The following is a 13,304-nucleotide window of genomic DNA, read 5'->3' on the forward strand; positions in this document are numbered from 1 at the left end:
ATATGAAAACGCGTAACAGCGGTTAGTCGTCAGGGAATTGCCGCAACCACCCTGATGAAATAGTCCCAGAAATTCGCCACGCTCTGTATGTGCACCCGCTCTTCCGGCGAATGCGCCCGGCGGATGGTGGGGCCGAAGGAGACCATATCCCAGTTGGGGTAGGGTTTCGCCAGCAGGCCGCACTCCAGGCCCGCATGGATCACTTTGACTTCGGGCTCAACGCCCTCCATTTCGCGGTATACGTCCTTCATCAGTGCCAGCAGCGGCGACTGCATATTGGGCGTCCAGCCGGGGTAGGCATTGTCCAGCGAAGCTTCTGCGCCTGCCAGCTGGAAGGCAGCGGCCACGTTGCGTCCGTGCTGATCGCGGGCACTGTCGGAGAGGCTGCGTACCAGGCACTGAATACGAATCTGGTGTTTGCCATCTACCTCTTCGGTTACCACCCGTGCCAGGTTGTTGGACGTATCGGCGATTCCTTCCAGTGCGCTGCTCATACGTTCCACGCCGTTCGGGCAGCAGCGAATGACCCGAATCAGTTTCAGCTGGCTGTCCCGGTCGATAGCTGTCGACGGCGCCTCTGTTTCTTCCAGGGCAATATCCAGTCGCTCTTCGTTATCCAGTTCAGCTTTGACCGCGCCGATGGCCTGAGTGGCAATTTCCAGCAGGTGTGTCGTCGTGTCCGCGGGTACCGTGATCACGGTGAATGACTCGCGGGGAATGGCATTGCGCAGGCTGCCGCCGTCGAGGCTTGCGATACGCAATTCGGGAATTTCATCGAGGGCTGTGTCGATAATACGGTTGGCAATCTTGTTGGCGTTGCCGCGGCCCTTGTCGATATCCAGACCGGAGTGGCCACCACGCAGGCCGCGCACGCTCAGCTTGAACGCTCGGTGGTCGGCGGGCACCGGTTCCGGGACATAGGGCAGGGCGGCGTTCACGTCCACGCCGCCAGCACAGCCCACGTAGAGTTCACCTTCGTCCTCGGTGTCCAGGTTTAGCAGCAGGTCCGCTTCAAAGTGGCCCGGTTGCAGGTGTTTGGCGCCGGTCATGCCGGCCTCTTCGTCGATCGTCAGCAGGGCTTCGAGGGCGGGGTGGGGAATATCTGTGGATTCCAGCAGCGCCAGGATGGCCGCAACACCGATGCCGTTGTCCGCCCCCAAGGTGGTGCCTTCAGCGGTGACCCATTCGCCGTCGATGTAGGGCTTGATGGAATCGGTCAGGAAGTCGTGCTCGGTGTCGGCATTTTTCTGCGGCACCATGTCCACATGACTTTGCATGGCCAGGGTTTTGCGATTTTCCATACCCGGGGTTGCGGGCTTTTTGATGATGATATTGCCGATCTGGTCCAGCTTGGCGTCGAGCCCGCGCTTTTGGGCGAAGTCGACAATGTAAGCCACCACCTTGTCTTCGTGCTTGGACGGGCGAGGGATTTCACACAGTTTGGCGAAGTGTTTCCACAGCGGGGCAGGGTTCAGTTCAGCAATACTTGACATGGTTTTTCCTTGCAACAGGGCCTAGGGTCAGGGCCGGAAACGGCCGCAGGCTTTTGGCGCTGCGGCTGGAAGTTTAGTCTGGAAATAGTTCGGCGCGGAGGTTCCGCGCCTGAGCTTTTATTCGTTTATTCGTTGGTGGCAGGTGCAGCTTCAGTTGCCAGTTCATCCGTCACCAGCTCAAAAGCAATGCGACGTTTTTCGGTATCCACGGCACTGAGCTTTACCTGTACCTGCTGCTCCAGCTGGAAGGACTCTTCACCGCGAGTAATGCGCAGGTGTTTGCCGTCGAACTCGAACGGCTGCTTTTTGCTGTTGAAGCGCACAAAACCGTTGATGCCATTGTCTTCCAGGCGCACGCCGATACCGGCACCGTTCACCAGGGTGATCTGGCCGCTGAATATTTCACCCACCTTGCTTTCCAGGTACTGGCAATACAGCCATTGCTGTAGTGCTCTGTCCGCCTGGCGACCAGTGCTGACACTCTGTTGCAGTTCGCCGCTGGCAGATTCATTCAGCGCCGGGAGATCATTACCTTCCAGTGCTGCGCGCAAAACGCGATGGTTGTGCAGATCGTTGAATTTGCGGATCGGGGAGGTGACGGTAGCGTAATGTGCAATGCCCAGTCCCAGGTGGGCCGCGGCACTGTGACTCAACTCTCCCGGGCGCAACATGCGCTTAAGTACAGCGAGCACATTGTGCATGGCAGTATCGCTGTGGGACTCCAGCTGTTTTACCAGTTTCAGGTAAACATCAAGTTGGTGCAGATCCTGCTCGGCGAACTCTGGCAGCACCTCTTTCAGCAGCGCGCGGATCTCGGCCATACGCTCGTCGCGGAACCCCAGGTGTACGGAAAAGCAGCCAGCGCCGAGTTGCGCGAGTTTTTCGCCGGCACTGAAATTGGCCGCCAGCATGGCTTCTTCCACCATCCGCTGGGCCGCGGTGCGGGGTTGCTTTTCAATGCGCTCGATTTTGCGCTGTGTGTTGAGGATCAGCTCGTAATCCGGTCGGTCCTCCATGATCAGGGAGTGACCGGCGCGGTACTCGGCGCGCGCTTTGCTGAGTGCACCCAGGCTGCGGAGCTGTTCCTGCTGCTCTGCTGGCACGGCGCTGTCGTTACCTTCGATAAATGCGGCTACCTGCTGGTAGCTCAGTTTATGTTGCGAGCGGATCGCGGCGAACTCGTACTCGAAACCATTCAGGGCGCCGTCTTTGCCCACCGCAACATGCATCACCAGTGCCGGGCGCAGTTCTCCGGGCAGCAGGGAAAAGCTGTTTTCGCACAGATTCGCAGGCAACATGGGCAGGGTTTCGCCGGCCAGGTAAACGCTGTTGGCTCGCTGGTAGGCGTCTTTATCGAGGGCAGTGCCGGTGGCGATCAGGCTCGAAGGGTCGGCGACCGCAATATGCAGGGTCCAGCCATTTTCGGACTCGCTAACTGCCAGCGCATCGTCCATATCCCGGGTGGATTCCGCATCAATGGTCACAAAGCCCAGGGAGGACAGGTCTTTGCGGTCGCCACACAGGCTTTCCAGTTGTTCGGGAATCTGTTGCGCCTGTTCCAGGGCGGCCTTGCTGAACTGGTTGGGCAAACGGTACTGGGCGACCACAAAGGCGTGCTCGATGCCCGCCAGGTCCGGTTTGCCGATAACGCTCTCGACCTTTGCCTGGGATTTGCCGTCCTTGAACGGGTGGCGGGTCACACTGCAGGCGATGAAATCGCCGGGTTGAGCGGAGCTACGGGCTTTGGGTGGCAAAAAAATCCAGCGAGACAGGGCGTTGTCACTGGGCTGGATAAAGTGACCCTGGCCGCGCTGAATGTACTGACCTACCAGGTACTTGAGGTCTGATTCAATCAGCGAATCCAGCTCCGCGGACAGCTTGCCGTTTTCCTCTTCCGTCAGGCTTGCGCGCACCCGGTCGCCGGGGAATACCCGATCCATCTCTGCCGGTGGCAGGAATGCCTCGCGGCCGTCATCCAGCACCACGAATCCGAATTTTCCGCTGCTGCCGCGCACGCGGCCTTCGGCAAATTCTTTGGTGGAGCGGATATCGGATTTCAGCTGGGAAAGCTGTTTGAGGGCATCGGCATTAAGCATGAAGGGTTCTCTGAGAAACACGGGTGGAGATCGATTTGGGCGCGGATTCTACCAGACGTCAGATTACAGACCAGTTTGAAACTGCCTGCGGGGCTGGCAGGCGCCAGAAATTGGGATGGGCAAAGAGGGCGGCTATGGGGGATCAGGAAGGGAAGCGGGGTTCGTTGGTTGTTTTATCCTAATATTTTATTTTAGATGGGATAAAATGGTTGTTGTGTTGCGGGTCTGCGCAAAGAACGCAATGTTCATATGTCACGAGTGGCTATATGCTACGGGATCTAGAATAAAGCACGGTCGCGGATAGAGCCGACAAAATCGGCCGCGTCTGGCACCGAGGAACAACCGGCCTCCGGAGAGGAATGTTTATGAGTGTTTTTTCCCATCCCGCTTACGATAATCACGAAGAAGTTGCTTTCTATCACGACGCCAAAAGCGGCTTGAAAGCGATTATCGCGGTACACAATACCAATCTGGGGCCATCCCTCGGCGGTTGCCGCATGTGGCCCTACGCGGATGATGCCGAGGCTCTAAATGACGTGCTGCGTTTATCGCGAGGTATGACTTACAAGTCAGCTATGGCCGGTCTGAAGCTGGGTGGCGGCAAGTCGGTCATAATCGGCGATCCCCGCAAGCAGAAGACTCCGGAGCTGCTGCGCGCCATGGGCGACTTTCTCAATACGTTGGGAGGACGCTATATCACTGCGGAGGATTCGGGTACCAGCGTTGCCGATATGAAAATCATCGGCGAGCGCAGTGAATATGTTTCCGGCGTCATTGCCGGCCAGGAGCATGGCGGTGATCCGTCTCCCTCCACCGCATATGGTGTATTTGTGGGGCTGAAGGCCGCGGTAGCGCACCGCTGGGGACGCACTGACCTGAATGGCCTCAAAGTTTCCATACAGGGGGTGGGCAACGTCGGTTTCCGCCTGGCAAAACTGCTCAAACACGCCGGTGCAGAACTGTTTGTAACCGATATTTTTCAGGACAACGTGGATCGCGTAGTCAACGAGCTGGGCGCTACCGCGGTTTCTGCGGACGAGATCTTTGACCTGGACGTTGACCTCTTTGCGCCCTGTGCTATGGGCGCCATCCTCAACGATGACACGATCAGCCGCCTGAAAGTGGGTGCGATTGCCGGTGCCGCCAACAACCAGCTGGCGGAGGCGCGCCACGCGCAGATGTTGAAAGACAAGGGCATTCTTTATGCGCCTGACTATGTGATCAATGCCGGCGGTATCATCGATGTGTATTATCAGCAGCTGGGCGAATACAACGCGGATCAGGTGAAGGCCCATATTGAAACCATCGGCACTACGCTGCAGGAAGTTTTTGAGCGCGCGGACCAATCTGGCGAAACCACCGCTCTCGTGGCGGACCGTATTGCCGAAGAGCGTTTTGGCCACAAAGATACGCTGAATTCGACGAACTCTGCCGCTGCCTAATACAGTGGAGAGCAAGCCAATTACCTCGGGCGCTACGGCGCCCGTTTTTTTTGCCTAAACTAAGCCGGCAGGAGCTGCAGTGTATTTTATCTGGGTATTTCATCGCTCATTACGGCCGTGAAAATTGTGAACAAATTTTCTCCGCGAAGCAGATATGTACGCGCAATCCGCCAGGCAGGCGGGTGAACAAACAAAAGATCAGGATTAGTGAAAATGGATTTGAAACTGGCGTCGGGACGCTTGGCCCTGGCGGCCCTGATATTTTCCGGATTTTTAGCGGGCTGTGAAAAAAATGACAACCAGGTGGGGCACGAAGAGCACCACAAAGCACTCATGGTTGACAAAGAAGCTGCCGCCAGTAGTAAAGAGGCGGCACACGGCAACGAGGCCTATGTAGAGGCGCCAAAAATTGGGCTGCCATTTCACAAAGAAACACTCAAAAATGGCCTTACCGTAATCGTTCATGAAGACCACAAAGCGCCGGTGGTGGCGATTAATATCTGGTACAAGGTGGGCTCCAAGGATGAGAGTCGAGGCAAGACCGGGTTTGCGCATTTGTTTGAACACCTGATGTTCAATGGGTCGGAAAACTTCCCGGGAGAATATTTCGAACCGTTCCAGCGTTCCGGTGCCACGGACATGAACGGCACTACGAATAATGACCGCACCAATTATTTTGAGACAGTCCCTGTCGGAGCGCTGGATATGGCGCTGTGGATGGAGTCTGACCGGATGGGGCATTTCAAGGGCGCCATCAGCCAGGAAAAACTGGATGAGCAGCGCGATGTGGTAAAAAACGAAAAGCGCCAGGGGGAGAATGCGCCGTACGGTAAAGCCTTTGATGTGATCGCCACCAGTACCTTTCCTTCAGACCATCCCTATTCCTGGACCACTATCGGCTCCATGGACGATCTGGATCAGGCCAGTCTGGAGGATGTAAAACAGTGGTTCACCGATTATTACCAACCCGCCAATGCAATTCTGGTCATCGCCGGTGATATTTCCGTAAAAAAGGCTATGGCCAAGGCGCGGCAGTATTTCGGTGATATACCCAGTACCTCAGTACCTGAAGAACTGAAAAACTGGGAGCTGCCCACGCAAGTCAACAAGCGTGTGGAAATGACCGACCAGGTGCCGCAAACCCGGATCTACAAGGTGTGGAATGTACCGGCGGTTGGCGGTGAGGAAGAAAATGCCCTGGATTTAATGACTTCACTGCTGGCCAATCGCAAAAATTCACTGCTATACCGGCGGTTGGTACGTGATGAACAGGTCGCTACCAGCGTGAGCGCTTTCTACTACGGTCGCCAGCTTGCCGGGCAGTTATTTGTGATGGTGGATGTCAAACCGGGACATTCCGTTGAAAAGGTCGAAAAACTGCTGGATGAAGAGTTGCGCGAGTTTGCCCACACCGGTGTCAGTGCCGATGAACTGCGCAGGATCAAGCAAAGCGAGTTTGCCAGTTTGGTAAAAGGGTTGGAGAAAATCGGTGGCTTTGGTGGGAAAACCGATCTCCTGGCGCGTTCCGAATTCTATTACGGTGATCCAGGGGCATTACTCAAGTCGCTCGACGAATATGCCGATGTGTCGGAAAGGGATGTGCAGGAAGTGGCGGGCAAGTGGCTGAAGCCTGAGCATTTTACCCTGGTCATCCGCCCCAAAGAAAAGTTTGAGGTGAGCGGGAAACCCGTTGATCGCAACAAGCTACCGGCAGTGGATAAAACAGTAGAACTGGAGTTGCCGAAGCAGCAGACATTTACACTGGGAAATGGACTCAAAGTGGTACTGGCGGAACGGCACGATACACCGGCAGTATTTATGACTCTGCAATACCGAAGCGGGGCTTCTGCGGACGGCGACCTGCCCGGTTTGGCTTCGGTGGTAGCACGTATGCTGAGCGAGGGGGCGGGGCGATATGACAGCCTGGCGTTCAGTGCCCGCGAGGAGGAGCTGGGTGCGAGCATTAGTGCCGGCAGTGGACTTGATTTCAATTCCCTCAGTTTCTCCGCGCTGAAAACACAATTGGAACCCTCCCTGGAACTTTTCCGCGATGTCATTTCCGACCCGCTGTTTTCCGAAGAAGATCTGAAACGGGTCAAGTCCAACTGGCTTGACTCAATCAAGCAGGAAGAGGCCCAGCCCCAGGGGCTGGCTCTTCGAGAATTGCCGCCACTGCTGTTTGGCAAGGATCACCCTTACGGTGCGCCACTCACCGGCTCAGGTACACCAGAGGCCATTGAATCGATCACCCGCGATCACCTGGTGAATTTTCACAAGACCTGGCTGCGCCCGGACAATGCCGAGCTCGTCGTGGTTGGGGATGTGACCAAAGAGGAAATCCAGCCGCTGTTGAATCAAACTCTGGGTCACTGGCATGCACCGAAAGAGTCTTTGCCCGAATTGGCGATACCCACGGTAGAGCGTCCGCAAAAAGCGCGGATCTATCTGCTGGATCGTCCCGGTGCCGAGCAGAGCTATATCATGGCGGGACTGGTTATGCCGCCCTGGAAGCCAGAAGGGGCGGAGGCCTTCGATGCGATGGCTTCGGCCATCGCCGGCAAATTCACTTCCCGCATCAATATGAATTTGCGGGAAGAAAAACACTGGTCCTATGGTGCCCGCGCAGTCTCGATGGATACTGAAGCACAACGCCCGTATATCGTGTTTGCACCGGTACAGACCGACAAAACCGCCGCTTCTATGGCCGAATTGTTAAAAGAGTACCGGGCATATCTCGGCAGCCGCCCCATCGAGGAGGTGGAGCTTGCAGACTACAAGGACGACGAAATACTGAAGCAAAGTGCACGTTTTCAGACCAAAGGACAGTTGCTTTCAAGTATCAGCTGGCAAGTGGAGAAGGGGTTGCCAGCGGAATACATTGCCGATTATCCGCAACGGGTAAGTGCCCTGACCCGAGATGCCGTGGAGGCGGCAGCGAAGGAATATCTCGCTCCCGACCAATTTACCTGGTTGGTGGTCGGTGATCTCGAGCAGATACAGAAAGAAATAGAAGCACTGGATATTGGTCCGGTGGAGGTCTTGCCCAGCAAGCAATAAACCGCGCTAGCTCAACCTGAAAAAGCCTGGTTCTGTAACCGGGCTTTTTTTATGGGCCGGGATTAGGGTAAATTGACGTGGTCAAAAAACTATCAATAACAAGGGCTGCGCGCTTTCGCCGGGCCAATACGCTGGATCTGTCATGTTTGCATTACCGAAGCTCACTTCACGAAGCGTGGTTCTCGCCCACGCCTTACTGACAATTTTTCTGCTTGTGACCTCTGCCAGGGTTGCGGCAGAGGATATCGCCGTACACGCCGGCTGGTTGTTCGATAGCGAAAACGGTCGACTGCTGGAAAAGCGCACTGTACATATCGTTGATGGCAAGGTGGAATCCGTGGAGCGCGGGTTTACCCGGCGTGCTGGCGAGCGGGTTATTGATCTAAGTGCTTTTTCGGTGTTGCCGGGGCTGATGGATATGCATACCCACCTGGCGTACGAATACGGTCCGCGTACCTACACCGAAACCTTTACCTGGAACCCGGCGGATTACACGCTGCGCGCAGTCAATACTGCCGAGCGTACCCTACTGGCCGGGTTTACCACTGTGCGTGATCTCGGCGATAACGCGAATGTGACCGTGAGTCTGCGCAATGCCATCAACCGTGGGGACATTGTCGGACCGCGCGTATTTACCGCGGGTAAGTCCATTGCCACCACTGGCGGCCACGCAGACCCTACTAACGGCTACCGCCATGCACTGATGGGCAGCCCGGGTCCGGCAGAGGGTGTGGTCAACGGTGCGGCCAGTGCGCGCGAGGCGGTGCGGCAGCGCTATAAGGACGGCGTTGACCTCATCAAAATCACGGCGACTGGCGGTGTATTGAGTGTGGCAAAAAGTGGCGAGAATCCTCAGTTTATGGCGGACGAGCTGGAGGCTATCGTGGCCACCGCAAAAGACTACGGTTTTACCGTGGCGGTTCACGCCCACGGCAAGGAGGGTATGGAGCGGGCGATTCGTGCGGGAGTAAATTCCATTGAGCACGGTACCTATATGGATGAGAAAACCATGGCGCTGATGCTGGAGCATGGTACCTGGTATGTCCCGACCCTGATGGCCGGGGACTGGGTTACCCAGAAGGCCACGGTGGATGGTTTTTTCCCGGACATGGTGCGCACCAAAGCAGCCAAAATTGGGCCGTTGATTCAGGACACCTTTAGTCGGGCGCATCGCAAGGGGGTAAAGATTGCTTTCGGTACCGATACCGGAGTCAGTCGCCACGGTGATAACGGGAAAGAGTTTTCGCTGATGGTGCAGGGTGGTATGACGCCGGCTGATGCTATCCGCTCCGCAACCTGGAATGCGGCACAACTGCTAAATGCCCAGGATGAGCTGGGTAGTGTCTCACCGGGTAAATGGGCGGACCTGGTGGCGGTGATAGGCAATCCACTGGAGGATATTACCGCGTTGGAAAGGGTGCGGTTTGTGATGAAGGGCGGCAAGGTGTACAAGCAACCGAACTAGATTCGATCCTGTGGCACATCGTATCGGATGGGGATTAGTGAGGGTTGTGATTGTTGTATCACCGCAGAGTCGGCGCAGTGCGCGGGTTCTGCGGTGATACGCCTTTGGGGTTTATTTTGCCAGCTCGAAAACCAGCTCGAGATTGACCGAAACCGATGTTTCACCGGGCGCGACCGGGGTACTGGCACTGTCTTTGGCCGCAGACATTTCTGCGCGCATCATCGGTCGCGGCATGCCGCCGTGACTACCTTCGGAAATACTGACGATTCTGAGCACCTTTGTGCCGAGGGCATCCGCATAGGATTCTGCACGTGCCTGCGCCATTTTCAGCGCTTTCTGACGGGCTTCTGCCAATAGCGGTTCTGGCTCACCAATGGAAAAACTGGGGCCGTGTATCTGGTTTGCGCCTTCTGCCGCGAGAGCATCGATGACGTTGCTCAGTTCATCCAGCTTGCGCACAGTGATATTCACGGTGTTATGCGCTTGATAGCCAGTGATCTCTCGAGCTCGATTTGGCTGGTACTCATAGCGGGGCATCAGGTTGATGCCGCTGGTCTGTACATCCTTATCATCGATTCCGGCGCGCTTGATGGCCTTCATCAATTTTTCCATCTGTACCGCATTGGCTTGCATGGCGGCATTGCTCTCGCTGGCTTCGGTGACTACACCTGCGGATATATTGGCAATATCCGGTGCCTGACTGGCCTCGCCCTGGGCCGAGATGGAAATCAGTGTGCCGGATGAATGCGTATCTGCGTCGTTTCCGCAGCCGCTGGTAAAGGCAAGCAGACCTGCGAGCAGGCTGGCAGAAAATAGTTTCAGTGATTTATGCATGGCGAATCCTTATATTGCCAGTGGTACATCTGTAGTCATTGTTGACGGTTGAACATGAACTTCAGGTGAACAGGCGGCTGAAGGTTTGCTGTTGTGGGTGGTACAGGGAAAAGCCCAGACGCAGTAGTTGCTGACGGCGATCGCACAGGACATTTTTGTTGCGCAGTTCGACCTGCAGTTTTTCTGCGTTTTCAGCGCTACCACAACGGAAGGTGAAAAAGTGGCCGTGACCATCGCGGAGATCGTGGTAAATCAGGTTGTCTCTGTTCAGCAGTGGATGCTGAGCGGAATCCATGGCGGCGAGGAAGCGCTGCTGGTTGTCCTGCACGTATTCGTGAATTGTCTCCACGGTAATGCCTTCACGCTCATACAGTGACAAGACCGCCAGCGCTTTATACAGGGGGGAGAAGTCCATGGTAGCGCCGGCGAAGCGCAGCCAGTCGTTGCCAAAACCCACACCTTCCGCGCGGTTTTCCAGCTCTGCCATCTCCGCAAACCAGCCGGTGTTCAGAGGGCGCAGCTTGCAGCCTCGGGGAATGGACATAAAGCACATGCCCTCGCCAGCACCCAGATACTTGTAGCTGCCCGCCGTGTAAAACACCTTGTCGGCGATGGCGCTCAGGTCGGTGGGGCGGGCGAAGAAGGCGTGATAGCCGTCGATCACCATCTGGGTATGCTCTGGTTTGCGAGCGGCCAGCTCGAGTAGTCCCGGGAAGGCGACACCGGAGTCGAAGAAGACCTGGCTGGCGTAGGCCAGCTGATAGTGCCCGGTTTGCAGCTGCTGCTCGAATCGTTGCGCCAGGGTGTCGAAAGGTTGGGTAGGGATGCGGGTTACTTCAACGGTCTCAAGCTCTTCCAGTCGCAGCAGTTGGCGGGCAGCACTGTAAAATTCGCCATCCGTGGTCAGAATGCGCAGGGGCTGGCACAGGTCGAAGCTGCTGATCAGTCGATATACCAGCTCATGGGTATTGGGGGCGAGGGCGATTTGTTCTGGTGCGGGTAAACTGAGGGCTCGGGCGATAGAGCGCTGGAAGGCGGGTATCTTTTCCGCGAAAATTTTGTCCCATTTGTTGTCTGCGAGTTGCGCGGCGTCCAGCCAGTATTCGTTTATTGCATCCCGGGTTACGTCAGCCCAGTAGTGATGGGAGTGGCAGGCCATGTGCAGAACCGGCAGGTCGCAGCCCACAGAGGCCGCTTTTTGAGCAGCCTGTAAAAATTGTCGATAGTATTTTTGATACATTTCGCTCTGGTAACTTTTTCTGAGATGACTAAAGTGGTCATCGAATTATTGGTGTACCGGGATTGTAATCCCGCTAAGGAGGCGTTGCAGTGGAATATTTGCACACGATGGTGCGAGTCACCGATCTTGAGGAATCTCTGGCGTTTTATTGTGACAAGCTGGGCCTGTACGAGGTCCGTCGCAACGACTATGAGAAAGGTCGTTTCACGCTGGTCTTCCTCGCCGCTCCGGGCGATTCCGGTAGTGCCGACAGCGACGCGCGGCCGTGCCTGGAATTGACCTATAACTGGGATCCCGAGGCCTACACCGGCGGCCGTAACTTCGGCCATCTCGCGTATCGGGTGGACAATATCTATGAAACCTGTCAGCGCCTGATGGACATGGGGGTAATCATCAACCGCCCGCCGCGGGACGGACATATGGCGTTTGTACGCTCTCCGGATAATATCTCCATCGAATTGTTGCAGAAGGGTGATGCACTCGCGCCGCAGGAACCCTGGGCGTCAATGGAAAACACGGGCGAGTGGTAAAAGACGGGTGAGTGAAGCTGTGGCTGTGAAAAAAAACAGAAGTTGTGTGATTCTCGCCGGCGCCAATGCCGCGCGCCGGGTGAGGGAGGAAGGCCTCCGTCAGGAGATGATTTCCACTCTGGTCGGCGCGTCCGGTGGGCCGAAATGGCTGGCCATCAGCCAGCTGGACCGGGTGTTGATTGGTGAGTTCTTCCGCGGTCGAACCAGTCCCATCGCAACCCTGGGATCGTCTATCGGCAGCTTCCGTAATATGTGTTATGCCACAGCCAATCCCATGGCGGCGCTGGAAACCCTGGAATACGGCTATATCAATCAGACCTACGCGACGGATAAGCCCACACCTGCGGAAATAACTGCCAAAGGCGAGCAGATTCTGCTGCAAGTTTTGGGAGAGCGTGGGGCGGAGGAGGTTGCCGAAAATCCGGTGTGGCGCAGTCACTTCGTCACGGTGCGCGGGCGCGGTCCGCTTGCCAGTGAGAAAAAGGCGCTGTTGGCGCCGGCGCTGTTGGCATCGGCACTGGCCAACGCGGTCAGCCGCCGCAGCCTACGGGCATTCTGGGATCGGGTGGTGTTCCACGCTGGCAATGCGCCATCCGTGTCTTTTCGCAATCTCTCAACCGTCAACACGCCGCTGTGCGCTGACAATGTCTGCCCGGCGGTGCTGGCCAGCGGTTCCATCCCGCTGGTGATGGCCGGGGTGCCGACCCCCGCCGGGGCGCCGCAGGGGAATTACCGGGACGGGGGCATCACCGACTACCACTTTGATCTGGGCTTTGAACACCCGGAGGGACTGGTCCTGTATCCCCATTTCTTCCCTTATATGGTGCCTGGCTGGTTCGACAAGAGCTTCCGCTGGCGCTGGGTACGCGGTGGCGCCATGGAGAATGTGATTCTGGTCGCGCCGTCGCCTGCCTGGGTTGCCAGGCTGCCCTACGGCAAGATCCCGGACCGCGACGACTTTATCAAGCTTTCTGCAGAAGAGCGGTTGCGCTACTGGAACGGGGTGACCGAAGCGGGTAAACAGGTAGCGGAGGATTTCTTCGAAATGTGGCAAACTGGCGCAATTGCCGACGAACTAATTACCGTCAATGGCAATCAGGCGCCACATAAATTGGCCCTGGCGATGTCTGCCTGATGGGGGGAGGGT

General features: G+C 56.5%; 9 protein-coding genes. 5 read left to right on the forward strand and 4 right to left on the reverse strand.

What is annotated here, in order from left to right:
* Positions 1-29 precede the first annotated feature (29 nt).
* Both PVT68_RS00185 and PVT68_RS00190 read right to left on the reverse strand, forming a co-directional pair.
* A complete protein-coding gene (locus PVT68_RS00185; protein ID WP_280320561.1) occupies positions 30-1,493 on the reverse strand; it encodes an aminoacyl-histidine dipeptidase in 1,464 nt (487 codons plus the stop codon).
* 125 nt (positions 1,494-1,618) lie between these two features.
* Positions 1,619-3,589: a VacB/RNase II family 3'-5' exoribonuclease gene (locus PVT68_RS00190; protein ID WP_280320562.1), complete on the reverse strand. Its 1,971-nt coding sequence runs from the start codon at positions 3,587-3,589 to the stop codon at positions 1,619-1,621.
* A 365-nt stretch (positions 3,590-3,954) separates the two neighbouring features.
* Between PVT68_RS00190 and PVT68_RS00195 the strand changes: the two genes are divergently transcribed.
* The 3 genes from PVT68_RS00195 to PVT68_RS00205 all read left to right on the forward strand — a co-directional run bounded on the left by PVT68_RS00195 (position 3,955) and on the right by PVT68_RS00205 (position 9,553).
* Positions 3,955-5,031: a Glu/Leu/Phe/Val dehydrogenase dimerization domain-containing protein gene (locus PVT68_RS00195; RefSeq protein WP_280320563.1), complete on the forward strand. Its 1,077-nt coding sequence runs from the start codon at positions 3,955-3,957 to the stop codon at positions 5,029-5,031.
* 213 nt (positions 5,032-5,244) lie between these two features.
* Positions 5,245-8,088 carry a M16 family metallopeptidase gene (locus PVT68_RS00200; RefSeq protein WP_280320564.1) on the forward strand — a complete coding sequence of 948 codons (2,844 nt, stop codon included), beginning with the start codon at positions 5,245-5,247 and terminating at the stop codon, positions 8,086-8,088.
* A 142-nt stretch (positions 8,089-8,230) separates the two neighbouring features.
* Positions 8,231-9,553 (forward strand): metal-dependent hydrolase family protein, encoded by a 1,323-nt coding sequence (locus PVT68_RS00205; RefSeq protein WP_280320565.1) that lies wholly within the window; start codon positions 8,231-8,233, stop codon positions 9,551-9,553.
* A 111-nt stretch (positions 9,554-9,664) separates the two neighbouring features.
* Here PVT68_RS00205 and PVT68_RS00210 read toward each other — a convergent pair whose 3' ends face one another.
* Entirely contained in the window at positions 9,665-10,387 is a 723-nt protein-coding gene (locus tag PVT68_RS00210; protein WP_280320566.1) for an SIMPL domain-containing protein, read from the reverse strand.
* 61 nt (positions 10,388-10,448) lie between these two features.
* Entirely contained in the window at positions 10,449-11,627 is a 1,179-nt protein-coding gene (locus tag PVT68_RS00215) for a hypothetical protein (RefSeq protein ID WP_280320567.1), read from the reverse strand.
* Between the two features lie 89 nt (positions 11,628-11,716).
* Here PVT68_RS00215 and PVT68_RS00220 point away from each other — a divergent pair, with 89 nt between their 5' ends.
* Together PVT68_RS00220 and PVT68_RS00225 are read left to right on the forward strand one after the other, a co-directional pair.
* On the forward strand, positions 11,717-12,157 hold the full coding sequence (locus tag PVT68_RS00220; RefSeq protein WP_280320568.1) for a VOC family protein: 441 nt from the start codon (positions 11,717-11,719) through the stop codon (positions 12,155-12,157).
* Positions 12,158-12,182: 25 nt separating this feature from the next.
* Positions 12,183-13,292 carry a hypothetical protein gene (locus tag PVT68_RS00225; RefSeq protein WP_280320569.1) on the forward strand — a complete coding sequence of 370 codons (1,110 nt, stop codon included), beginning with the start codon at positions 12,183-12,185 and terminating at the stop codon, positions 13,290-13,292.
* Positions 13,293-13,304 lie beyond the last annotated feature (12 nt).

The organism is Microbulbifer bruguierae, from assembly GCF_029869925.1.
Lineage (GTDB): Bacteria > Pseudomonadota > Gammaproteobacteria > Pseudomonadales > Cellvibrionaceae > Microbulbifer > Microbulbifer bruguierae.